We start from the raw sequence: 23,101 nt of genomic DNA, 5'->3' as shown, positions 1-23,101 counted from the left end.
CGTTTCCTCCTCCTTGCGCCGGCGGTGACATGACCGACCGGCTGCATTTTCTGTTCAGATCGTTGTGGACGCCGGGATCGGGGTATCGGGGACCAGGCCGTCCGCAGGCCAATCGGGCTGGGACCACAGCATCGCCGCGCCCCTCACACCGGAAGCGTCGCCCCAGCGCGCCGGAACCAGCTTCGCGGCCCAGCGGTCGGAAAACACATGCGGGGCGATCAGGTCCGGAAGGCGCTGATAGAGCGCATCGACCTTCGACAGCCCGCCGCCGAACACGAAGACGTCGGGATCAAGAATATCGCAGATCATCGCCAGGCCCCGGCCCAGGCGCTCGAACAGCCGATCCAGCGCTGCAACGGCCTCGGCGTCGCCGGTCGCCGCAGCAATGACGATCTCTTCGCCCTTCAGGGCGCGACCCGTGTGGGTCTGAAAGTCGCGCTGCAGGCCCGAGCCCGAGATCCATGTCTCCAGGCAGCCGCACCGTCCGCACCAGCAGGCGGGGCCGGGCGTCTCATCGGAGGTAGGCCAGGGCAGGGGAAGGTGGCCCCACTCGCCCCCGACGCCATTGGCGCCCTCGACCAGTCGCCGATCCACCACCACGCCGCCGCCGCAGCCCGTGCCCAGGATCACCGCAAAGGCGGTCCTGAAACCGGCGGCAGCCCCATCGATGGCTTCGGACAGGGCCAGGCAATTGGCGTCGTTGGCGACTCGAACGGGGCGCGAAAGGGCCTGCTCCAGATCTTTCCCCGGCCGGCGGCCGTTCAGCCAGACTGTATTGGCGTTGCGCACCAGACCAGAGGTCGGTGAGACCGACCCGGGCGCCCCCATGCCGACTGTTCCGCGAGCGTTGGTGGCAGACTCTGTCTGGTCAATCAGATCGCGGATGGTCCTGATAGCGCTGTCATAAGAGGCCGGAGTCGGGGCGCGGAGACGCGAGACGTAGCCGCCTTCGGGTGCCAGCGCCGCGACTTCGATCTTGGTGCCGCCAACATCGACGCCAATGCGCATGCCGCGCGTCGCTCTGCTATCCGCGTCCAACGTTTCGTCCCCAGCCGTTCTTGGCCAAGACAAATCACAGGGCATTTATAAAAACAATTTGTTTTATTATTTGACCGGACGATGATTCAGGACGCTCGGGCGGTTGTGACGCTCGAGTCTCTGGACCTTGGGCTGTGCCGGGGAGCGCTGTAGCGAGGACCTATTTCTGGCGGCCCTCGGCCAGCCGCCGCCGCGCCGCCGCCCGGCGGGCCTTCCAATGCTGGACATAGGGAGCCGCGAACGTCCAGGCGAGCGTCGCCGCCAGGATCAGGACGATCGGAATCGCCAGCTTCAGATTCACATGGACCTCCCCAGATTTTGACCCAGATTAGCCGGGGTCGCCACACGGCTCAATTGCGCAAACCCGACGAGGGGAGGGTCGGACCGGAGAAAGTTACGCATAGCCGGTCGCAGATCGTCTGAGCCAAGGCGTTGGCATATCGTCTTGCCGATGGGACGCATCGATAGGCCCTCTTGCGACGCGCCGTACAGGCGCGCGCCCGCGTCGAGCGTATGGATCGCCAGCCCGTTAGCTCTACGAACATCCGACAGTTGGGATTGCTCAAATCGTTGATCTCTTTTTCCGCATATTAACTATCCAGTTAGACAGTCCATGATGCGTCATTTGCTCCACAGAAAATCCCAACTTATGACTACTGCAATAAAATTCTCGCAAATGTTTCGGTAATCATAATTTGAACATCTATTGCGCGAGCTGAGCACCAATACCCAAAACACCATATGGGGATCAGCGCCTATCCTGCTCGTGCCACTAGACTGCGCACGGATTTGCCGTGATGGTTCCCATTTGAGCATGCCATCCGGTTGCGAGCGAACAGCATGGACGAACGCGAAGTATTAAGGCTGGACGCCTTGCGGGCGTACAGGGTGCTGGACACCGAGGCCGACGCCGCCATCGATCGCTTGGCGGGTCTGGCCGGCAACCTGTTTGCGACGCCGATTTCGCTGGTCTCGCTGGTCGATGAACACCGACAGTGGTTCAAGGCCAGGGTGGGCCTGGAGGCGTCCGAGACGCCGCGTGATCAGGCCTTCTGCGCCCATGCCATCGCCATGGGTCCCGATGCGGTGATGGTGGTTGAAGACGCCGCCCAAGACCCCCGCTTTGCGGACAATCCCTTGGTCACGGGCGCGCCGGATATTCGCTTCTATGCCGGGGCGACCTTGACCACCAAGGAGGGCCACAATCTCGGAACCCTCTGCGTCATCGACAACAAGCCGCGGCCGCGCCCCAGCGCCGTGGAGCTGGAGCGACTTCAATTGCTTGCGCGCATTGTCGTCGACGAGTTTGAACTGGCGCGAGCCCATCGACAGACTCGCGAAAAACAGCGCCTTCTTGAAATCGCCGAGGTCATGTCCGGGGTGGGCCAATGGCGGCGGGATCTGGTCACCAACAAGGTCGTTTGGTCCGATACGGTTTACGCCATCCATGGCGTTGACCGCCAAAGCTTCGACCCCGATCTCAACGACGCCGTGGCCTTGTATCATCCCGATGATCGCGCCATGGTCGCCGGCCTTCTGGCCGATGCTGGCCGGACCGGGAATGGCTTTGAGTGCCGCCTTCGCCTGATGCGCGCCGATGGCGCCATCCGCCACGTGATCGCGCGCGGGGTGTGCGAGCTGGACGATTACGGGAAGCCGATCTCCATCCTCGGCCTGTTCCAGGACCTCACCGAAACCGTCGAGACCATCGCGAGCCTCAAGCGCCGTCAGGAACGCTACCGGCTCGTGACCGAGCATGCCGGTGACATCATCGCCCGCTACGATTTCTCGGGCAGGGGCCGGTTCATCTCACCCGCCATCGAGAAGCTTCTGGGTTACACGGTCGAGGAAACCATCGGCCTGACCGTGCCCTCGGCTCTGCATCCCGATGATGTTGAGCGGGTGATGTCGGTGTTCGAGGCCATGTCGCGCGGCCTTGAGCAGAGCACCTTTCAGCACCGCTCGCGGCACAAGCTGGGCCACTACGTCTGGGTGGAGGCAAACCTTCAGCTGGTGCGCGATGCGGCCGGCGCGCCCCAGGAAATCGTTGCTGTCGCGCGAGATATCTCTGACCGCAAGGCCCTGGAACTTGAGATGGCGACCGCTCGCGACGAAGCGCGCGAACAGGCCCAGCGAGCGCGACTGGCCGAGAATATCGGCGGCGTCGGATACTGGCGTTACGACCTGAAGGCCCTGGACCTGGATGTGTCGGCCAAGATGTTCGAAATCTATGGGCTGGAGCGCGTCGAACACCCGGCCATCGAGATGTTCAACGACCTTATCCATCCCGAAGAACAGGCCTGGACCAGGGCCAGGCTCGCCGAACGCCTGAGGACGGGTGAGGCCGACAACAACGTCATCACCCGCATCGTCCGTCCGGACGGCGGGGACCGCTACATCTCCGGCAGCTCGATTATCGAGATGGGGGCCGACGGCGCCCCCGCTGTCATCATGGGCACGGTTCGCGATATCACCGACGAACGCCGTATCCAGGCCGAATTGGCGGCCAACGAAAGCCGCTATCGCCTGCTGGCCGACAACGCCAGCGACATGATCGCCGCCTTCGGCCCGAGTGGCGAGATCCGGTTCGTCTCACCCGCATGCCGCCCTATCCTCGGCTACGCCCCCGAGGAGATGGTCGGCCGGCAGGTCATCGACATGGCCCACCCCGACGATGCGCCGCTGTTGATGGTCTACTATGCCGAGTTGATCGCCAGGGGGCCCTCCGCGATCTCCGAGCCCTTCCAATTTCGAGGGCGGCACAAGGACGGCCATTGGGTTTGGGTGGAAGGGCAGCCCAAGCTGTTCTTCGACGCGGACACTGGCAAGCTGGCCGCGATCCAGGATGTCATTCGCGACATCACCAGCCGCAAGGCGCTGGAGCAGGCCCTGAAACTGGCCCGCGCCGAAGCTGAAGCCGCGGCGGTGGTGAAGGCCGAGTTTCTGTCGAACATGAGCCACGAACTGCGCACGCCTTTGACGGCCGTGCTGGGCTTCTCGCGGCTGATCGAGGATCAACCCGAACTCTCGCCGGCCACGCGCCGTTTCGTCGATCGCGTCTCCAACGCCGGCAAGGCGCTGCTGTCGACGGTCAACGACATCCTGGACTTTTCCAAGCTCGAGGCCGGTCAGGTCGAGATCGTCGTCACCCCCAGCGACCCGCGACAAATCCTCGAAGACGCCATGGACCTCTTCTCGGGCCAGGCCCAGGAAAAGGGTCTGGACCTGGTGATGACCGGCTTGGATGGCCTGCCCTCGGGCCTGACCCTGGCCTCTGATCGGATACGCCAGATCCTGCTCAACCTGATCGGCAACGCCGTGAAGTTCACCGACAGCGGTCGAGTGGAGCTGGAAGCCAGGTGGACGGCGCGAACCGGCCTTTTTCGGGTAACCGTCACCGACAGCGGCGCGGGCATACCCGCCGATCGCCTGGATCAGCTATTCAAGCGGTTTTCCCAGGTCGACGGCTCCTCCACGCGCAAGCACGGCGGGACAGGGTTGGGCTTGGCAATCTGCAAGGGGCTTGTGGACGCCATGGGCGGCCAGATCGGCGCTGCCAGCCAGGCGGGCCAGGGGTCTTGCTTCTGGTTCGAACTTCCGGCCGCGAAGGTTTCGCTTGGCGAAGCCGGGACCGATAGCCAGGCGGCGGCGGTCATTCCAGAGGGTTGCCGCGTGCTGGTCGTCGACGACCGTGCGGTCAATCGCGATCTGGTCTGCGCGGTCCTGCGCGTGTTTGGCGCCGAGATGACGGAGGCCGCCGACGGCGAGGCGGCGGTCGGGCTCGCCAGCGCCGAGCCGTTCGATGTGATCCTGATGGATCTGCGCATGCCGGGTATCGGCGGCGTGGAAGCGACCCGCCAGATCCGTGAGGTCGCCCTCAATGGAAACGTGCCCATCATCGCCTTCTCAGCCGATGTCGGCGGGGCGCTGCCCGAAGGTGTCTTTGACGGCATGATCGCCAAGCCGCTTGATGCGCGGGCGCTGATCACGGAGATCAATCGCGCCCTGTTTCACGAGGGGGAGAGCGAAGATGTCGCTTGAGGCGCGTCGGCGGCGAATCTTCATCGCGGAGGATGACCGCAATCTCCTCGAACTGCTGACCACCCGGCTCAGCCTGGCGGGCTACGACACGGTCTTCGGGCGTGATGGATGGGAGGCCATCGACGGCATCCACAGTACGCGTCCGGACGCCATTATCCTGGACGTCAGCATGCCCCGCCTGGACGGCTTTGGCGTCCTGCGCCACATCAGAAAGAGCCCCCTGGTGGCCAATATCCCGGTGATGATGCTCACCGCCCGCAATGCGCCCGGCGACGTCAAGGAAGCGCTGGCCCTGGGTGCGCGGGACTATCTCGCCAAGCCCTTCAGCGACGCCTTGCTTCTGGCGCGCCTGGCGCGGCTGCTGCGCGCCAGGCCTGTGGCGCCGATAGCGTCGTCAGACGTGTTTCTGCTTTAGTCGCGCCAAAAGATTTGGCGGCGTTCCATGGGGCGACGGTGCGGTTCGCTTCGGCAACCTGGCCAGACCAGCCAACGGTCTGAGCGTGGACCACGCGGGCGCCCGCTAATCGTCCATTGCAACATTGTCCGGCCCGATACGAAGTCACGGCTTGTCAGTGGCAACCAATTCTGTAGCGTCGTTGCGTCACAGGAACGTTGAAGACATGCGACCTTCGCATCAGGTCCTCGTGCGCCGATCGGTTCAGTTCCACCTGAAAGATTGGTTCAACGAGTGAAGACCTCCCGACCGTAAAGCGGTCGGGTCGCTGACGCCTGAGGCGTCGCCAAAGCCAGTCCTGGCCTGATCCGTCGTCGGCGCGCGCCCATGCGCGTGTCGCGTCGCGCCCCGACCCCTGCCTGTCATCACGAACATCAATCCGCGCGTGGCCTCTCGGGAGGAGCGTTCCGCGCGGCTGGGGGTATTCCTATGAAACCGCATCAAAACGACCTGGGCCATGTGCTCGGGGCGATACTGGCGCTTGGCCTGTCCACACCCGTCCTGGCGCAGCAAGCGCCGGCCGCCGCCACGCCTGCCGTCACCGAAGAGATCCAGACGATCGAGGCCGTCACCGTCACCGGCACCCGGATCCAGGGGCTGGATCTGAAGGGGGCTGTTCAGGCCTACCAGATCGACCGGGCGACCATCGACCAGTCCGGGGCAACCTCGGTCATCGACCTCTTCTCGCAGCTTCCCGCCGCCGCCGGCGGGGGCGGCACCTTCTCGACCGCCAGCGCCGGGGCCCTGTCCAGCGATACGCCCGTCGGGGCGTCAGGCGTGTCATTGCGCGGCCTGGGCACCAGCGCGACCCTGACCCTGATCAACGGTCGCCGCGCCTCGGTCAGCGCCTTCGCGCGAGGCCAGGAGTCGTTCATCGACGCCAGCGCCATTCCGCTGGCGGCGCTGGAGCGGGTCGAGGTCCTGCCCAACGGCGCCTCGGCCCTCTATGGCGCCGACGCCGTGGCCGGTGTCGTCAACTACGTCCTGCGCAAGGACTTCGAAGGGGCGGAATTCACCGCTTCCTACGGCGACTCCACCGCCGCCAGCGACGAGGGCCGATTCAACGCCAACCTCGTCGTCGGCAAGGCTTTTGGCGATCATCACGTCACGGCCGTCGTCGACTACTTCAAGCGCAACGCCTTCTATCTGCGCGACCGCGAGGCCTCGCGGGACTCGGTCCGTCCCAGCCAGCAAGGTTTCTATCCCAGCTTCAACGACCTCTTTTTCATGACCAACGACCAGACCGAGGGTCCCGGAAACGGTGGCTGCGCGGTGGCCGATTTCAAGGTCGGCAATCTGGGCGAATACTGCCAGGTCAACAGCAACCGATATGTCTCCTCGCAGGATCAGCAGGCAAGCCTGGGCGGCCTGATCACCCACGACTTTGCGATCAGCGACAACGTCTCCTGGTACAATGAACTTCTGTTCCAGCACACTGAGGCACGCGGCACGAGCTCGCCGGCGAACTTCTCCCGCGCCCCGATTGATCCGGCCAATCCCAACTGGCCGGCCGCTTTGCAGGCAGACATCGTCGCCGAAGGCGCCGTCCGCCGCTTCAGCTCCTACAACGGCTTTCCGATCTTCGCCTGGGGCAAGCTGATCGAGCCTCGCGCCGTCGAGGTGGAGTCCGACTCCTTCCGCTATGTCTCGGGCCTGAAGGGCAAGTTCGCCAACGGCTGGACCTATGACGCGGGCCTGCTGTTCGGCGGCAATGACCGCACCCAAAGCGGCCTGTCGGGCCTGATCCGGTCCAAGGCCTTCTATGACGCCAACCTGGGCAACCTCTGCAGCGACGGCTCCAGCGTAAAGCGGTGGAACGTCAATCTGGCCCGGCCCAGCGCCAGCTATGTCGGCAATACCTGCGAGGCCGTCGGCAAGACCACGCTCTGGTACAATCCCTTCGGCGGCCAGACCAAGCAGGCCGCCGGCCTGGACAAGCTGCTGGAGACCACGGCCGACCGCAAAGGGCGCTCGCGCACCTATTCGCTGGACGCCTCGACCTCGGGTGACCTCTTTACGCTGAGCGGACGGACGGTGAAGGCGGCGTTCGGGGCTGAGTATCGTCGGGAAACCGTGCGCGATACGCCATCGGGCGAGGCCGTCGCCACGGCGTCCAATCCCGAGCCGATCCTGGGCTTTTCCTCGACCAGCGCTAAGGCCGAGCGTGACCAGTGGGCGGTCTATGGCGAGCTTTATGTGCCTTTGGCCGACCAGTTCGATGTGCAGCTGGCAGGTCGCTATGACCACTACGACGCGTTTGGCGGCGACTTCAATCCGAAGGTCTCCGCCCGGTTCAAGGCCTCCGACCTCCTGACCTTCCGGGCCAACTGGTCGACCTCGTTCCGCGCACCGTCCCTGGCCCAGAGCGGGGCCGGGGTGCTGCTGTCCAGCTATCGCGTCGACTGCCGGGCCACGCCGGCCGCCTGTAACGGCAATGCCGCCGCCAGCGGTCAGGCGCTGTTGTCGGAAGACGTCGGCAACACCGACCTGCAGGCCGAAAACGCCGACACCTGGGGTGGCGGCCTGCTGTTCCAGCCCAATAGCGACATCGAGATCAAGCTCGACTACTGGAACATCAAGCACAAGAACCTGGTCGGGATCGCCGAGGACGACTTTATCCGTCGCGCGCTCGGCGGGGCTTTCCCGGTGACCGGGGCCGGTCTGCTGCCGACTGGAAAGCCGGGCGTGGAAGTGACCAATGGCTTCGTCACCGACGCCCACTTCCAGATCAGCAATCTGGGCTACCAGAAGACCAGTGGCCTGGACTTCTCCTACACCCAGTACCTGCCGGAAAGCGATGCAGGCAAGTTCACCCTGACCTTCGACGCCACCTACCTGATCGACTTTGATCGCAAGGCCTCGAGCGATGCGGTGGTCGAGAAACTGGCCGGCGACTACCTCTATCCGCGCTTTCTGGCCAATGCCCGCCTGCGCTGGAAGCTCAATGACTGGCGCGCCTCAGTCGGCGCCCGGTATGTCAGCGAGTACAAGGATGACCCTGACGCCCGGACCCTTGCTGCGGTTGGCCTGCCGGCCACCGCCCAGGTCAAGGTTGACAGCTCCGTCACCGTCGACACCAGCCTGAGCTATGATTTTGGTCCGCACAGCTTCGTGCAGCTCAACATCAGGAACCTGCTGGACGAGACCCCGCCTCGGGTCCTGGGTTCCAGCGCCAATGTCGATCTCTACAATCATGATCTGGTGGGGCGTTTTGCGACGATCCGCCTGACCCATCGCTTCTGACCCTGGCGTCGCCGCCGCTTCGGGCCTTCGGGCCCGAAGCGGCGGCCTTTTCCGAGACCTGTCCATGGCCCAGCCCAATTCCGAGTCCGATCCCTCGCCGCCTGCGATCAAGAGCAAGATCCCGGACACCTTCCTGATCCTGCTGATCCTGGCGCTGGCGGCCTATGCCAGCACCTGGCTGTTTGCGCCCGGTCGGTTCGGGTTGGCGCCGTCCGGCCGCATCGACCCGGCGGCCTATGCCGCCGCCGCCCAGCCGAAGGGCGCACCGATCTTCGGCTCCGAGGGCCATGTCGGCCTGTTGAACTTCCCGTTCGAGGGCCTGGTCACCGGCGATCGCGGCTCGGCCACCGTGGGGCTGATGGCGTTCATCCTGGTGATCGGCGGGGTGTTCGGCGTCATCATGCGCACCGGGGCCGTTGATCGGGCCCTGACCTCCCTGATCGGCAACCCGGCCGATCCCAGATCAAAGCCGAACGAGCTTTTGATCCTCGGCCTGTTCGCGGCCTTTTCCCTGGCCGGCGCCGTGTTTGGCATGAGCGAAGAGGCCATCGCCATCAGCCTGATCGTCACGCCGGTGCTGGTGCGTAGCGGCTATGACTCCATCACCGGGATGCTGACCTGCTACGTCGCCACCCAGATCGGCTTTTCGGCCTCGTGGATGAATCCCTTCGGCCTGGTCATCGCTCAGAGCATTTCGGGCCTGCCGGTTCTGTCGGGGATGGGCCTGCGGATCGTCATGTGGCTGGTCTTCACCGGCGCGGGCCTGGCCTATCTGTGGTGGTATGCCCGCAGCGTCCGCCTGACGCCGACCCTGTCAAAGGCCTATGCCTCCGACGCGCTCTGGCGCGACAAGGCGAGCATCGGCGCGGTCGGGCGGTTCGGGGCAGGCGACGCCATCATCCTGGTTCTTCTGCTGCTGACCGTGGCCTGGGTGGCTTGGGGCGTGGTCGCCAAGGGCTACTATCTGGCCGAGATCGCCGCCCAGTTCTTCGCGCTGGGCCTTGCGGCGGGCCTGGTTGGCCGCGTGTTCAAACTGGGTGGCGTCGACGCCAACGACCTGGTGCGGGCTTTCAGCGACGGCGCGGCCCAACTGGCCCCGGCTGCGCTGGTGGTCGGCGTCGCCAAGGGGATCATCCTGATGCTCGGTGGCGACAAGCCCGATCAGCTCAGCCTGCTCAACGCCCTGCTGCACGGGATGAGCGGCCTGACCGCTCTGCTGCCCACCTGGGCGACGGCCTGGGGCATGCTGGGCTTTCAGAGTGCGATCAATCTCCTGATCGTCTCGGGTTCGGGCCAGGCGGCCCTGACCATGCCGCTGATGGCGCCTCTGTCGGACCTGTCGGGCGTCACCCGTCAGACCGCCGTGCTCGCTTTCCAGCTGGGCGATGGCCTCACCAACATCATCGCCCCGACTTCGGCGTCCCTGATGGGCTGCCTGGCGGCCGGGCGCCTGGGCTTTTCGACCTGGCTGGCCTTCATCTGGAAGCCGCTGGCCGGTTTGCTCGTGTTGGCGGCGGCTTTCGTGCTGGTCGCCCAACTGATCGGGTACAACTGATGCGCGGCTTGCTGATCTTGCTTTTGAGCGTTCTGATCGCAGGTTCCGCCACCGCGCAGGGCGGGACGCTGGTCATCGTAGGTGGGGCGCTGTCGCCAGACAATGACGCCGTCCACGCCGCCTTCATCGACGCCGCCACGGCGCATGCGCCGCCGGGCGTCGCGCCACGCTTCCTGATCATTCCGGCAGCCTCCGGCGCGCCCAGCGACGCGGCCCAGTCCTTCGCCCAGCAGCTGAAGCGTCGCGGCGTCGGCGCCGATCAGATCGCGGTGGCCAGGGTCGCCGTGCGCGATGATCCGGGCACGGCGGATATCGACGAGTCGCGCTGGGTGTCGGGTGGTTCAGCGCCTGAAGAGGTGGCCAAGGCCGCCCAGGCCGATGGCGTCTGGTTCGTGGGCGGCGATCAGGCCCGCATTGTCGCCACGCTCAAGACGAACAAGGGCGAGGACACCCCTCTGCTCCTGGCCTTGCGCGCGCGCCTGGCCCAGGGGGCCGTGATCGGTGGTTCCAGCGCCGGCGCCGCCATCATGAGCGAGGCCATGATCCTGCAGGGCGACAGCCTGCCCGCCCTGTTGCGGCCGCTGGGCGCGACCGAGACGGCAGATGGCGAGGCCCTGGCCATGGGCCGAGGGCTGGGCTTCTTCACCGGCGGTCTGGTCGATCAGCACTTTGATCGCCGGGCGCGCCTGGGGCGCCTGGCGCGGGCGGTCGCGACCCTGCCGGTCGGCCAGCGCATCGGCTTCGGGATCGACGAGAACACGGCCCTGGTGATTGATCTGGCGACGCGCAGCGCCCGGGCGATCGGCGCAGGCGGGGTGACCATTCTTGACGAGCGTTCGGCCCTGATCGAGGTCAGGGACAGCGCCCTTCACCTGCGGCAAGCCCATCTGCACCTGATCAGCGGCGGCGATGGGGTGGATCTGGCGACCCTGGCTGTGACCCCCGCCGGCTACAAGCAACGGCTCAAGCCCTCCGCATCGGCGAGGGCCCGTCTTCGCGTCGCCGAAGGACTGGCCGCGCCGGCTCAGCGCCTGGACGCCTGGCTGGCCGAGGATCTGGTTGGGGTGGCCGCCTCCAGCCGCATCGAACGCCCGTCCTTCTTGCCCGGCGGCGCAGGCATACGCTTTGGCTTTGCCCGCACGCCGTCCTCTGCTGCGTATCAGGGCCGCGACGCCCAGGGGCGCGATCGCGACACGATCGTCGACGTGGCCTTCGACGTCTCTCCCGTCCATGTCGTTTTCAGACCGTAGGTTACAGATGAACTCTACCCCCCATGTGATCGCCTTGCACGGCGGCGCCGGCGTCATTCCCGGACGCGACTACAGCGAGGCGACCGAGCATCTGCGCGATCTGGCGGCGCGCATGTCCGCGCAACTGGCCGACGGACTGTCGGCCGTTGATGCGGTGGAGATCGCGGTGGTCGAGATGGAGGCCAGCGGCCTCTTTGTGGCCGGACGCGGCTCGGCGCCCAATGCCGACGGACTGGTCGAGATGGACGCCTCGATCATGGACGGTGCGCGCCACAAGGCCGGCGCGGTCTGCGCGATCCGTGACGCCGCCAGTCCCATCGCCGCCGCGCGCCGGGTGATGGAGGCCACGCCCCATGTCCTGCTGGCTGGGGAGGGCGCCTCTGATTTCGCCCGACAGCAAGGCCTGGAGCAGATCATCGACCCGGCCAGGTTTTTCCGCATGCCGGTCGGCATCACGGCGGCCGACATCGAAGCTGAAACCCGGGCTCTGGCGCACGGTACGGTTGGCGCGGCCGCTCTTGATCTGACCGGAGCCCTGGCTGCAGCGACATCGACCGGTGGCGTGTTTGGCAAAAGGCCGGGCAGGGTGGGCGACACGCCCATACCCGGGGCCGGGGTCTGGGCCGACGAGGAGGTCGCCGTGTCCTGCACGGGGGTCGGCGAATTCTTCATCCTGACGGCCGCGGCCTTCGATGTGTCCGCGCGACGACGCTATCTCGGCGAGTCCCTTGAGGACGCCTGTCAGGGCATGATCGACAGTGTCGGCAGGCTGGGCGGCGACGGCGGCGTCATCGCGGTCAATCGCGCCGGCCAGGTCGCGTTTGTGTTCAACTCGCCCGGCTTGAAGCGTGCCGCAGCCGGTTCAGCGTTCGAAGCTTGGGCGCGAGTGTAGGGCGTCGGACGCTGCTCTGGCCGAACAACGGCGCCGCGCCGCGGCCGCCGTCATTCCAGGTCGACCCGTTGGGGTAGATGTAGGGCAGGTCAGCGCCGCTGACGCCCTACGCTTGGCCGGGGCGCCGCCGAGACCGAGGTGATCGCAGCGCCAGCCACGGTCAGCGCCGGCCAGAGCATTGGCGAGGGCGGCATGGATCGCATTGTGCTTACCGCCGCTCATCCCCGCCGATCGCCGCTCGGCACCTTTTTGGCCAAAGCCGCTTGCTTGTCGGGACACTGGAAGTCCTCAGCGCGAAAAACGCTCATCCTTCCGACACGCAGGCGCCCGATGAAACCCACGACCCTTCTGAAACTCAGCTGCCTTACCCTGCTCCTTCAAGTGGGCGTCGGCGCCAAATCCGCTCAGGCTGCGCAGGTTCGATCCGGACTGGACCTGCCGGGGTTCGATCAGGCGGTGCGCGTCCAAGACGATCTCTATCGCCACAGCAGCGGCAGCTGGCTGCGGACCGCCGCCATCCCTGCCGACAAGGCCGAACTGGTCGGCGCCGATATGCCTGCGGTCGTCGATCAGCGCATCCGCAAGATCCTTCAAGAGTTGGCGACCAAGCCTCAGGCGAAAGGCTCCAGCGGGCAAAAAGTCAGCGACTACTACGCCGCCTATGAGGACACCGCCGCCATCGAGAAGGCTGGACTCGAGCCCATCAAGCCCTTGCTGGCCCAGATCGCCGCGATCGAGACGTCGCAGCAACTCGCGACCTGGGTTGGCAGCGCTCAAGGCCAGATCGAAACGCCGATCTGGCTCTGGGGCGGCTTTGCCGACTTTATGGACCCCGGTCTGAACCGTGTGATGGCCTGGCAAGGCGGCCTGGGGCTGCCCGACCGCGACTACTACCTGAAGCTGGACGATGCTGAGCTCGGCAACGCCCGCGCCGCCTATCTGACCTATCTCACACGGCTGGCCCAGCTCTCCGGTCAGGCCAGGCCCGCCGAGATGGCGCAACGCGTCCTGGACCTGGAAACGCGCCTGGCTCAAACGCACGCGCCTTTGAGCGAAGCGCGGGATCCGTCCAGGATGTACAATCCGCTGACGGCCCAGGAACTGATGGTCAAAGCCCCCGGCTTCGACTGGGAGGCCTTTCTGAGCGCAGCCAAAATCACCCGCGGCGACAAGGTCACCGTGACGCAACTGAACACGGCCATCGCGACCGCCCGGCTCTTTGCCGATCTGCCTTTGGCCGACTGGAAGGCCTATTTCACACTTCGCAGCCTGGATTCTGCCGCGCAGGTCTTGCCGGCCGAGTTTCGCGCCGCGCACTTCGCGTTTCACGGCAAGGCCATCACGGGGGCGCAGGTCGAGCAACCCCGGGCCGAGCGCGCGCTCGGGCAGGTCACCTGGGCGCTCAACGAACCCCTGGCGCAGCAGTATGTAGAGCGCCACTTTCCGGCCGCGCACAAACAGAAGGTCGAGGCCATTTTTCACAACGTGCTGGCCGCCTATCAGCAGCTGATGGCGGACAACAGCTGGATGGAACCGTCCACCAAGGCCGCCGCCCTGGACAAGCTGTCGAAGTACAAGGCCAAGATCGGTCACCCTGACAGCTGGCGTGACTATGCCGCACTGGACGTGCGCGCCGGCGACGCCTTCGGCAACCAGCAACGGGCCAAGCGGTTCGATTGGGAGCACAAGGCGGCTGCAGCCGGCAAACCCATGGATCGCAAGGCTTGGGCAATGTCGCCGCTGGAGGTCAACGCCTTCTATGACCCTATGGGCAACGAGATCATTCTGACGGCCGGCATTCTGCAAGCCCCGCTGTTCGACATGCGGGCCGATGACGCGGTCAACTACGGCGCCATCGGCGCAACCATCGGCCACGAGATCAGCCATGGCTTCGACAATATGGGGTCTCAGTTCGACGGCGACGGCGTGATGAGGCAGTGGTGGAGTGAGGCCGACCGCCAGACCTTTGCAGCCCTCGGCGCCAAGCTGGCCGAGCAGTTCAACGCCTTTGAAGCGCTGCCGGGCAAGACCGTGAACGGCCAGTTGACCCTGCCTGAGAACATCGCCGATCTGGTCGGCCTGCAGATTGCGTTCAAGGCCTATCAAACCAGCCTGCACGGCAAACCGGCCCCGCGAGTTGACGGCTATACCGGAGAGCAGCGCCTGTTCCTGAGCTTCGCGCAGAGCTGGCGCGTCAAGCGCCGCGATGAACGCACCCTGCAACTGCTGACGTCGGATCCCCACTCACCGCCGGAATTCCGCGCCAACGGTGCAGCCCGAAACATCGACGGCTTCCACGAAGCCTTCGGCGTCCAGGTCGGGGACAAGATGTTCAAACCCGTCGCTGAGCGCGTACGTCTATGGTGAGCCCGTCAATCCGCTTGCATCTCCGTCCGTCGGCAACTCTGCTCCCAGCATGAGGTTTTTCCCCCGCGAACGGCAGTTCTGGCTCTATCACGGCGCGGCCATGGCGTTCGTCGTCATGGTCACGCTGCTCAGCATCCTGCTGTTTGGTCGCCTTGACGCCAACAATCTGGCCTCCACCCTGGTCTGGATGCCGGCCTACACGCTGGCGGTGCTGGGCTTTCGCTGGCTGTATCTCCAGCGCCGCTGGGCTGGGCTGCCGATGGGGCGACTGGTCCCCGTTGTCGTCGTCTATAGCAGCCTGAGCGGGTTTGCCGTGATGGCTGCAGTGGCGGCCCTGGTGATGCCGTTCTTCTGGCAACAGATCAGCGCCAGCCGGGCTGAATTCAACACCCTGGATTTTTTGGCGCGCAACATCCTCGGCAACGGGCTGCAAGCCCAACTCTTCATCGGCGCCTGGGCCTTCGTCTATCTCAGCGCCGCATCAGCGCAGCGTGCCCGCGAGGGCGAGCTGCAAAACCTGCGTCTGCAGATGAACCTGAAAGCCGCACAACTGAGCAGTCTGGCCAACCAGCTCAATCCGCATTTCCTGTTCAACACGCTCAACAACATCCGCTTCATGATTCACGAAGATGGCGGCCGCGCCGACGCGATGATCGTGGCCCTGTCTGAATTGCTGCGCTACTCGCTCGAAAGCAGTCAGCAAGACAAAACTCGCCTGAGCCAGGAGTTGTCCGTCATCGACGCGTTTATCTCCATCATGCGAACTCAAATGGAGGACAGGCTGGACTTCAGACTTAGCGTGCCGGATTCGATCCAGAATTGCTTGCTGCCGCCAATGGTCTTGCAGCTCTTGCTGGAGAACGCGATCAAGCATGGCCTCGATCATTTGCCCTCCGGTGGACGGGTCAGCCTTCTAGGAGAGGATCGCGGCGATAGCCTGACTTTCACGGTCGTCAATGACACGCCAATTACGCCAAACAAGGTGAAACCAGGACTCGGCTTCGGATTGCCAAATATTGAGCGCCGTCTGCGCCTTTTGTATGGGGATCGCGCGGCCATTGAAATTCAACAGACTACAGGGCGCTTTCACGTCGAACTGAGCTTGCCCAAGGAGTTTGCTTCGTGAAATCAAGAATAAAAACGGTGGTAGTCGAGGACTCGCGCCTCGCTCGCGAGGGCCTGGTGCGCATGCTGGCCGAGTTTAGCGATCAGATTGATGTGCTGGGTCAGGCCGACAATGCTGAAAATGCTCTTGTGCTGATCGAGCAACTGCGCCCCGAGTTGCTCTTTCTCGACATTCACATGCCCGGCGAGGACGGGTTCGGTTTGCTCGAGCGGCTCGACTATACGCCCCGCATCGTCTTCACCACCGCCTACTCGGAACATGCGATCCGCTCCTTCGAATTCAATACGGTCGACTATTTGCTGAAGCCGATCAGTTCGCTGCGGCTCGCGCAAGCTTTGACCAAGCTTTCCAGCGAGCCGGAGTCAGAGCCCGACTCGACCGAGGTTAAGCCGGCGCTGGACATCAACAGCAAGATATTCATCAAGGACGGCGACCATTGCCACCTGGTCGCTCTGAGCTCAATTCTCTACATCGAGAGCTGCAAAAACTATGTCCGGGCGTACTTTCCAGGCAGCGCTGGCGGGACAATCAAAAATGCCTACGTCAAAAAGTCGATGAATCAGATCGAAGAGAGACTTCCGAGGGCAGTCTTCTTTCGAGCCAGTCGACAGTACATGGTGAACCTGCAAGCCATACGAAGCATCGAGGAATCGATAAGCGAGGGCTTCGAAGTCACCATGCTCGACGGCAAGCGTCTGGAAATCTCGCGCCGCAATGCGGGCAAGCTTAAGGATCTGCTGAGCTTTTGAACGGGCATCCCCGGTCAAGTCACACTGCAAGTTGAGGCTATGTCATGGCCACCGACCTTGCCCTCAACCTTGGACAAATCGGGCCGGGATTTCGCTCCCGTCACCCGCCTTCGCGCCGGCTTCGTTCTCCCGCAGGATCTCGACGATCGGCTCTTGCGTGAATCTTGATCGCAGGATGTCCGTCCTCTCAAGGGTCGGTCTCTCGCTCCGTGTGGAGGAAGAAATCAGGGGCAGGTCAAAGGCGAGGCAGCGCTGAGGAACTCTCTGGCAAACCGGTCTGCAAACCGGAGAACGTCGTTGAATTCAAATCATTGAAAAGATTGGAGGCCCGGCCCGGAATCGAACCGGGGTGCACGGATTTGCAATCCGCTGCGTAACCACTCCGCCACCGGGCCATCCGGGGTCAACGCAATTTGCGTTGGCGAAGAGAGGCGTTCGATACAGGAGCGGTCTTGAAGTCGCAACCGTCTCGTGGGGCCCATCTCGCCCGACCGAGAGAAAATCGAAGCCTGAACTGGCCCTCTCATGTCGCAGCCTGGTTGGGCTGCCCCACTAACGCATTGATATCATTCAATCTAGACCTATCGGCAACTTAAGTGATGCAGCTTAACGTAGGCCCTAGAGGCGCATTTCCAACTTAAGACCGGGCCCGAAGCCCATAGCGACCACGGGGACGGCGTCGCAGTGTGGCGACGGCGAAAGCCGCGTGACAGTCTCGTACACCGAGGCTCGCAACGCGGTGCGACAAGAGCGGACGGATAAATTTGGCTTGGATCGGCCGTCCTGCTGGAAACACTTCCGCGAAGCATCGCTCCACCTCGGCCCAAGACCAGAATGAGCCCAGGCGGCGGCGATCGCACGGCCTTTGGCGGTCGCCGTCATCCCGCCTTCTCATTCAAGACCACAGGCAAACACGTCTTTGGTGAACTGTCAGGCAGGCTGACAAACTGGCGCCACGGCGCGCGCCGGAAAGGCTTTCGAGCTGATGAGCTTGAGTGGCCTCGGCGCGGGCAGGTCGGAGAACAACGGCAAGCCTTTGCCGAGCGCGCCCTGTTCCTGGAAGGCCTCGGGAGAAACGCTGGACGCCGAGCCTCGGCTCGGGTGAAGATCTTGTTATGGCTGGGCCGCTCATCTTCCTCGATCCTGACAGTAATTTGAGTCTTCAGGATCAGGTGCGTCGCAAGCTGGTCGAGGCCGCCTGCGCTGGCGCCTTCGCGTCGGGGCGTCGGCTGCCGTCGTCTCGCGCTCTGGCCCAGCAACTGGGCTTGGCGCGCAACACCGTGACCTTGGCCTACCAGAAACTGCTCGACGAGGGCCTGTTCGTCAGTCGCGAGCGTAGCGGCATCTACGTCGATCACGACATGCTGCGGGGTTTGACTTCGGTCGAGACCGTGGCCGGCGGACGCGACCCGGCGCCGGACTCCCATTGGGGCGCACGCTTCAAGACCGGGACTGACGGCGATCCGGCTTCGCGCCGTATCCCCAACTGGCGGCAGTATCCCTATCCGTTCATAGACGGCGTATTCGACGCCTCGCTGTTTCCCGTGACCGAGTGGCGAGAGGCCAGTCGCCAGGCCCTGACCGTCACTGACATCGCCCAGTGGGCCACCGATAGCGGCGACGCCGACGATCCGATGCTGATCGAGGAAATCCGCACCAAGGTGCTACCCCGACGCGGCATCCAGGCCCGCCCCGACGAGATCCTGATCACCGTCGGGGCTCAGCAGGCTCTCGCCCTGATCAGCCAGATGCTGATCGACCCGAGCGTCACTGTCGCGATCGAGGATCCCGGCTACCCCGACATGCGCCGCCTGATCGCCGACCGCGGCGGGCGCACGGTCATCCAACCGGTCGATGATGACGGCGTGTTGGTGGATCGTCGCCTCGACGAGTGCGATCTTATCTATGTCACGCCCAGCCACCAGTTCCCGACTGGGGTGATGCTGACCCAGGCCCGGCGCGACGCTCTGCTGAAGAAGGCGGCGGCCCGTGACATGGTGATCATCGAGGACGATTTCGCCTGCGAGACCAACTATCTCGATGAGGCCTGCCCGGCCCTATACAGTCTCGATCGCGATGGCCGCGTGATCTATGTCGCCGGTTTGTCCAAGGTGCTGGGCCCGGGTCTGCGGCTGGGGTTCATGGTCGCTCCCGCTGCGGTGGTCGCCGAGGCCCGACGCTTGCGTGGCTTGGCCGTGCGCCACCCACCTTTGAACAATCAGCGCACGGTGGCCCATTTCCTGGCCATGGGTCACCATGATGCGACGATGATGCGACTGGGACGGTTGTTTCGCGAACGCCGCACCGCGCTGCGCGACGCCCTGAACCACTATCTGCAGCAGTCTGTGGCGATCGCGCCGGTGCGCGGCGGAGCCGCCTACTGGGTGCGCGGCCCCAGCCATCTCGACGTCAAGAGCCTGGCCGTCGAGGCTGAACGGCGCGGCGTGCTGATCGAACCGGTCGGGCCCTATTATGCCGGGGGCGAGGGGCCGTCGAACATCTTCCGCCTCGGTGTCACCAGCCTGCCGCTCGACCGGATCCGTGAAGGGGTTGCGGTGCTCGCCGACCTGATGCGCGACCTGCCTGGGGCCAAGCCCGCCTTCCCCCATGCGCCGGAGGCCCGGTTGACCGGGGCGGCGCTCCACGCGGCCATGTCCGGTGCGGTGTTGCTCTGCAAGACCGTCTATGGCGACCCTTGTACGATTGAATTGCTCCCGGACGGGCGGATGACCGGCCGCGCGGGTTACGCCAATGAGGATTGCGACGTCGGTCGGTGGTGGGTCGAGGACGATGTCTGGCGCCGGCAGTGGCGCCAATGGTCCTATGGCGAGATCGCCAGTTTTGTCACCGTCATTGTCGCAGACCGCATTGGCTGGTTCGACACCAATGGTCGGCTGGTCGACTCCGCGGTCATCCGGCGCGCGGACGCAGTATGAGCCTGGCGCCAGATATCGCCCGTCGGGGACGTTAGGCAAAAACTGGCGCCATCGATGGTCTTCGACTGGCGCTATGTGGCTTTCCTCTGCGCCGTCACTCTTCCGTCACAGGGCCATCCGGCTCGCAGTGGAAGACGACATGCGTCCCATCGGAATCGCCGGCCTGCAGCTTGAACTGGCCAAGGGTGACAATTGTGACCGGATCGCCGCCGAGATCGCGGCGGTCAAGGCGCGCCTGCCTTGGGTCGACATGGTCGTGGTCAGCGAATTGACCTTGTTCGGCGCGGGCGTCAGCCATGCGCAGCCCTTACCTGGGCCTGCCGAGAAGAAGATGTGCGACGCGGCTCGCGCGGCCGGCGTCTGGTTGGTGCCGGGCTCATTGTTCGAACAGTCGGGCGACAAGATCTACAATACCGCGCCTGTGATCGACCCCAGCGGCCAGGTGGTCGCCCGCTATCGCAAAATCTATCCGTTCACGCCCTACGAGCAGGGTGTGTCGTCGGGCGGCGAATTCGTGGTCTTCGATGTCCCCGAGGTCGGGCGTTTTGGTCTGTCGATCTGCTACGACATGTGGTTCCCGGAGACCACGCGAACCCTGACCTGGATGGGCGCCGAGGTCATTCTGCATCCTGGGATGACCAACACCATTGATCGTGACGCCGAGCTTGCAATTGCCCGGGCCAGCGCGGCGACCAATCAGGTCTTCTTCGTTGACATCAATGTGGCTGGCTCACTGGGGGTCGGTAAGTCCGGGGTGTTCGGTCCCGGCGGCGAGGTCATCCACCTGGCCGGAGCTGGACATGAAGTGATCGCCGTCGAGCTCGATCTCGATCAGGTCAGCCGGGTTCGCGAACGCGGCTGGCACGGTCTGGGTCAACCGCTGAAGAGCCTGCGCGATACGCCCATCGTCTTTCCGCCTTACCGCGACGGCTTTGCCGCCTCTCCCGCCTTCGCCAGCCTGGGGGCATTGGAAAAGCCGCGATCCGAACAGATCGCCCGGCCGAGCCTGAGCGCCATCAAGACCTAGCGTTCGGTAGAGCGCGTCATTGATCAACAAAAACGATAGATTTGAACGAGGGGGTTGCAGGATGAACAAGTCGAATCTTAGAGGGGCCGTATCGATCACCGCCCTGATGCTGGGTTTGGGAGCCGGTGGCGCGGCCATGGCTCAGGCCAGCGGCGCCAACACGATCGACGAGATCGTTGTCACCGCCAACCGACGCGAACAGAGCGTCCTGGAAGTTCCCTACAACATCTCGGCGGTGTCGGGCGCCGCCATCGAGACCGCCAAGATCGCCGACAGCGCCGAATTGATGCGCGGGATTCCGGGCGTCGCCGTGGTCGATCGGGGCTATCGCAACGCCGGGGTCGTCAACAACGTGCTGATCCGCGGCATCAATGTCGACAGCAATGCCTTGGGCGACTACGCGGTTTCCAGTGTCGCGCCGGTCTCGACCTACATCAACGAAACGCCTCTGTTCGCCGGCTTTCTGCTCAAGGATCTTGAACGGGTAGAGGTGTTGCGCGGGCCCCAGGGCTCGCTGTACGGCTCGGGCTCTCTGGGCGGAACCGTCCGCTACATCACCCGAGCCCCGAAACTGGGCGTGTTCGAGGGCGCGGTGAGCCTGACGGGCAGCAAGGTCGAAGGCTCGGGGAGCGCCGGCTGGGCCGGCGACATGACCCTGAACCTCCCGCTCGGCGACACCCTGGCTCTGCGCGCCACTGTCAGCCGTATCGATTATCCGGGCGTGACCGACTATGTGAACCTCTATGTTCTGGACAGCTCGGGCGCGCCCGCGGCGCCTAACGGGCTGCTGTCGCCGAACGCGAACTACACGAGCAAGAAGGACGCCGACACGGTTGGGATCACCTTCGGGCGGGTAGCGCTGCGCTGGCAGCCGACCGACCGCTTCGACGCCACCCTGAGCTATAGTCAGCAGTCGGACGAGATCGGCGGTCGCCGTCAGGTGACCCATGGCCTCGACGGCTACGGCAAGGCCTATGGCGACTATCAGAACGGCTCGATCCAGCTCGAACCGTCGTCGCGAGACGTCAACCTAACCAGTCTGGAAATGAACATCGATCTGGGCTTCGCCACCCTGACCTCTTCGACCTCGCACTACGAGCACAAGGGGACGAGTGTCAGCGAGAACACCGGCTTCTACGCCCAGGCCGGCTTTCTGAGTTTCTACTACAACTATCCGCGCCCAATGGCTTCGGCCGTGCGCGACTATTCGGACACCGCGACCATCCAGGAACTGCGTCTGGTTTCCAAGACCGGCGGCGATTTCGACTATGTCGTCGGGGCCTACTACAATGATGACACCTTGGTGTCGTCGCAGGACAGCTACTTGCGTGGATTCAAGCGCTGGTGGGACATCTGGAGCGGCGCTCCGTCGGCGGTGGCCGGCGACCGGGACTTCAAGTATCGCCGTCACGAGGACTTCACCGACAAGGCCGTGTTCGGCGAGCTGACCTGGCACGCCAGCGACAGCGTGTCGCTGACCGGCGGCGTTCGCTGGTTCGACAACAAGGCGGTCAACAACACCCTCATCGATGTGCCCCTCTACACCTCGCTCAGCCAGCCGGTCACGGCGCGGTTCGAGTCGTCGGAGAGCCGGGCGCTCTTCAAGGGCAACCTGGCCTGGAAGTTCAGCGACAAGGGCCTGTTCTACGCGACGGTCTCCGAGGGCTACCGCCGGGGCGGCTCCAACGCCGTGCCGCTGAGCGGCAACTTCGCCGAGGACCCGCGCTGGCAGATCTACAAATCCGACGCGGTGGTCAATTACGAGGCCGGGATCAAGGGGCGACGGGGAACCATCACCTATGACGCCGCCCTGTTCTATGTTGACTGGAAGGACATCCAGCTCAACACCGCCACCCCGAACTGGGGCTTCTATGTCGTGCAAAACGGCGGCAAGGCGCGGACCTTTGGGCTGGAGTCGTCGATCGACGGCCGGCCAACCGACGCTTTGCACTATGCGATCGGCTACACCTATACCGATGCGGCGTTGAGCGCCGCTGTCGTCAGCCCGCTTGGCCCGGTGCTGGCGAGTGACGGCTCGAAACTGCCCGGCACGCCCAAGCAGGCGGTCACCCTGGCGGGTGACTACACCTGGAAACTGGGCGGTGACCTCCGCCTGGTCGCTCGGGCCAGTGGTTACTACCAATCCTCGACCCGTAACGCGATTGGAGGGGCGAAATACAATACCCGCCTGTCCGGTTTCCAGATCTGGAACGCTTCGACCTCGCTTTCGAAGGGGCCGCTGACCGGGACCCTGTTCATCAAGAATCTGTTCAACGACCCTGGCGTGACGGGCGAGTTCACCGAAGCCTACATGGGAACCCGGCCATCGGTCGGTTACTATGGCAACGCCTCGAAACAGTTCATCTCCCTGCCGCGGACCGTCGGTCTGTCGGTCGACTATAGCTTCTAGATTTCGGATGGGT

General features: G+C 64.4%; 15 protein-coding genes and 1 tRNA gene. 13 read left to right on the top strand and 3 right to left on the bottom strand.

Features of this window, described 5'->3' with window-relative positions; translation table 11 throughout:
- Positions 1-54: 54 nt before the first annotated feature.
- A complete protein-coding gene (locus tag ACW176_RS02200; RefSeq protein ID WP_492110721.1) occupies positions 55-1,008 on the bottom strand; it encodes an ROK family protein in 954 nt (317 codons plus the stop codon).
- 190 nt (positions 1,009-1,198) lie between these two features.
- Complete coding sequence (locus ACW176_RS02195; protein WP_419318645.1) at positions 1,199-1,339, bottom strand: hypothetical protein; 141 nt, start codon at positions 1,337-1,339, stop codon at positions 1,199-1,201.
- Between the two features lie 539 nt (positions 1,340-1,878).
- On the opposite strand from ACW176_RS02195, the gene ACW176_RS02190 reads away from it, so the two are divergent.
- The 10 genes from ACW176_RS02190 (at position 1,879) to ACW176_RS02145 (ending at position 16,715) form a co-directional block, all read left to right on the top strand.
- Complete coding sequence (locus ACW176_RS02190; RefSeq protein ID WP_492110720.1) at positions 1,879-5,079, top strand: PAS domain S-box protein; 3,201 nt, start codon at positions 1,879-1,881, stop codon at positions 5,077-5,079.
- Positions 5,069-5,494, top strand: a complete 426-nt coding sequence (locus tag ACW176_RS02185; RefSeq protein WP_492110719.1) for a response regulator — start codon at positions 5,069-5,071, stop codon at positions 5,492-5,494. Before ACW176_RS02190 ends, ACW176_RS02185 begins: the two co-directional genes overlap by 11 nt.
- A 205-nt stretch (positions 5,495-5,699) precedes the next feature.
- Positions 5,700-5,771, top strand: a complete 72-nt coding sequence (locus ACW176_RS02180; RefSeq protein ID WP_108504463.1) for a hypothetical protein — start codon at positions 5,700-5,702, stop codon at positions 5,769-5,771.
- An 89-nt stretch (positions 5,772-5,860) separates the two neighbouring features.
- Complete coding sequence (locus ACW176_RS02175; protein WP_492110718.1) at positions 5,861-8,776, top strand: TonB-dependent receptor plug domain-containing protein; 2,916 nt, start codon at positions 5,861-5,863, stop codon at positions 8,774-8,776.
- A 64-nt stretch (positions 8,777-8,840) separates the two neighbouring features.
- Positions 8,841-10,331, top strand: coding sequence for a putative basic amino acid antiporter YfcC (gene yfcC, locus ACW176_RS02170; protein WP_492110717.1), 1,491 nt, complete (start codon positions 8,841-8,843; stop codon positions 10,329-10,331).
- The gene (locus ACW176_RS02165; RefSeq protein WP_492110716.1) at positions 10,331-11,581 is read left to right on the top strand and encodes a cyanophycinase; all 1,251 of its coding nucleotides are present in this window, start codon (positions 10,331-10,333) and stop codon (positions 11,579-11,581) included. Before yfcC ends, ACW176_RS02165 begins: the two co-directional genes overlap by 1 nt.
- A gap of 7 nt (positions 11,582-11,588) precedes the next feature.
- Positions 11,589-12,473, top strand: a complete 885-nt coding sequence (locus ACW176_RS02160; RefSeq protein ID WP_492110715.1) for an isoaspartyl peptidase/L-asparaginase family protein — start codon at positions 11,589-11,591, stop codon at positions 12,471-12,473.
- A 204-nt stretch (positions 12,474-12,677) separates the two neighbouring features.
- On the top strand, positions 12,678-14,840 hold the full coding sequence (locus ACW176_RS02155; protein ID WP_492110714.1) for a M13 family metallopeptidase: 2,163 nt from the start codon (positions 12,678-12,680) through the stop codon (positions 14,838-14,840).
- Between the two features lie 49 nt (positions 14,841-14,889).
- Positions 14,890-15,966: a sensor histidine kinase gene (locus ACW176_RS02150; protein WP_492110713.1), complete on the top strand. Its 1,077-nt coding sequence runs from the start codon at positions 14,890-14,892 to the stop codon at positions 15,964-15,966.
- Complete coding sequence (locus ACW176_RS02145; protein WP_492110712.1) at positions 15,963-16,715, top strand: LytR/AlgR family response regulator transcription factor; 753 nt, start codon at positions 15,963-15,965, stop codon at positions 16,713-16,715. Before ACW176_RS02150 ends, ACW176_RS02145 begins: the two co-directional genes overlap by 4 nt.
- A 321-nt stretch (positions 16,716-17,036) precedes the next feature.
- Here ACW176_RS02145 and ACW176_RS02140 read toward each other — a convergent pair.
- A tRNA-Cys gene (locus ACW176_RS02140) sits at positions 17,037-17,110 on the bottom strand.
- A gap of 720 nt (positions 17,111-17,830) precedes the next feature.
- Between ACW176_RS02140 and pdxR the strand changes: the two genes are divergently transcribed.
- The 3 genes from pdxR to ACW176_RS02125 all read left to right on the top strand — a co-directional run bounded on the left by pdxR (position 17,831) and on the right by ACW176_RS02125 (position 23,088).
- Complete coding sequence (gene pdxR / locus ACW176_RS02135; RefSeq protein WP_492110711.1) at positions 17,831-19,651, top strand: MocR-like pyridoxine biosynthesis transcription factor PdxR; 1,821 nt, start codon at positions 17,831-17,833, stop codon at positions 19,649-19,651.
- Between the two features lie 139 nt (positions 19,652-19,790).
- Positions 19,791-20,678, top strand: coding sequence for a carbon-nitrogen hydrolase family protein (locus ACW176_RS02130; RefSeq protein WP_492110710.1), 888 nt, complete (start codon positions 19,791-19,793; stop codon positions 20,676-20,678).
- Positions 20,679-20,739: 61 nt separating this feature from the next.
- Entirely contained in the window at positions 20,740-23,088 is a 2,349-nt protein-coding gene (locus ACW176_RS02125; RefSeq protein WP_492110709.1) for a TonB-dependent receptor, read from the top strand.
- The last annotated feature ends 13 nt before the right edge of the window (positions 23,089-23,101 follow it).

The sequence above is a fragment of the Caulobacter sp. FV1ye13L genome (assembly GCF_058681155.1).
The sequence above is the reverse complement of the archived record's forward strand: the minus strand, read 5'-3'. Positions and strand labels throughout refer to the sequence as shown.

What these genes read in the sequence shown, in the direction of transcription:
- ACW176_RS02150 (WP_492110713.1), top strand. Translation starts at nt 14,890, where the DNA reads ATGAGGTTTTTCCCCCGCGAACGGCAGTTCTGGCTCTATCACGGCGCG.
- ACW176_RS02165 (WP_492110716.1), top strand. Translation starts at nt 10,331, where the DNA reads ATGCGCGGCTTGCTGATCTTGCTTTTGAGCGTTCTGATCGCAGGTTCC.
- ACW176_RS02130 (WP_492110710.1), top strand. Translation starts at nt 19,791, where the DNA reads ATGCGTCCCATCGGAATCGCCGGCCTGCAGCTTGAACTGGCCAAGGGT.
- ACW176_RS02185 (WP_492110719.1), top strand. Translation starts at nt 5,069, where the DNA reads ATGTCGCTTGAGGCGCGTCGGCGGCGAATCTTCATCGCGGAGGATGAC.
- ACW176_RS02200 (WP_492110721.1), bottom strand. Translation starts at nt 1,008, where the DNA reads ATGCGCATTGGCGTCGATGTTGGCGGCACCAAGATCGAAGTCGCGGCG.
- ACW176_RS02175 (WP_492110718.1), top strand. Translation starts at nt 5,861, where the DNA reads ATGCGCGTGTCGCGTCGCGCCCCGACCCCTGCCTGTCATCACGAACAT.
- yfcC (WP_492110717.1), top strand. Translation starts at nt 8,841, where the DNA reads ATGGCCCAGCCCAATTCCGAGTCCGATCCCTCGCCGCCTGCGATCAAG.
- ACW176_RS02125 (WP_492110709.1), top strand. Translation starts at nt 20,740, where the DNA reads ATGAACAAGTCGAATCTTAGAGGGGCCGTATCGATCACCGCCCTGATG.
- ACW176_RS02190 (WP_492110720.1), top strand. Translation starts at nt 1,879, where the DNA reads ATGGACGAACGCGAAGTATTAAGGCTGGACGCCTTGCGGGCGTACAGG.
- pdxR (WP_492110711.1), top strand. Translation starts at nt 17,831, where the DNA reads ATGGCTGGGCCGCTCATCTTCCTCGATCCTGACAGTAATTTGAGTCTT.
- ACW176_RS02160 (WP_492110715.1), top strand. Translation starts at nt 11,589, where the DNA reads ATGAACTCTACCCCCCATGTGATCGCCTTGCACGGCGGCGCCGGCGTC.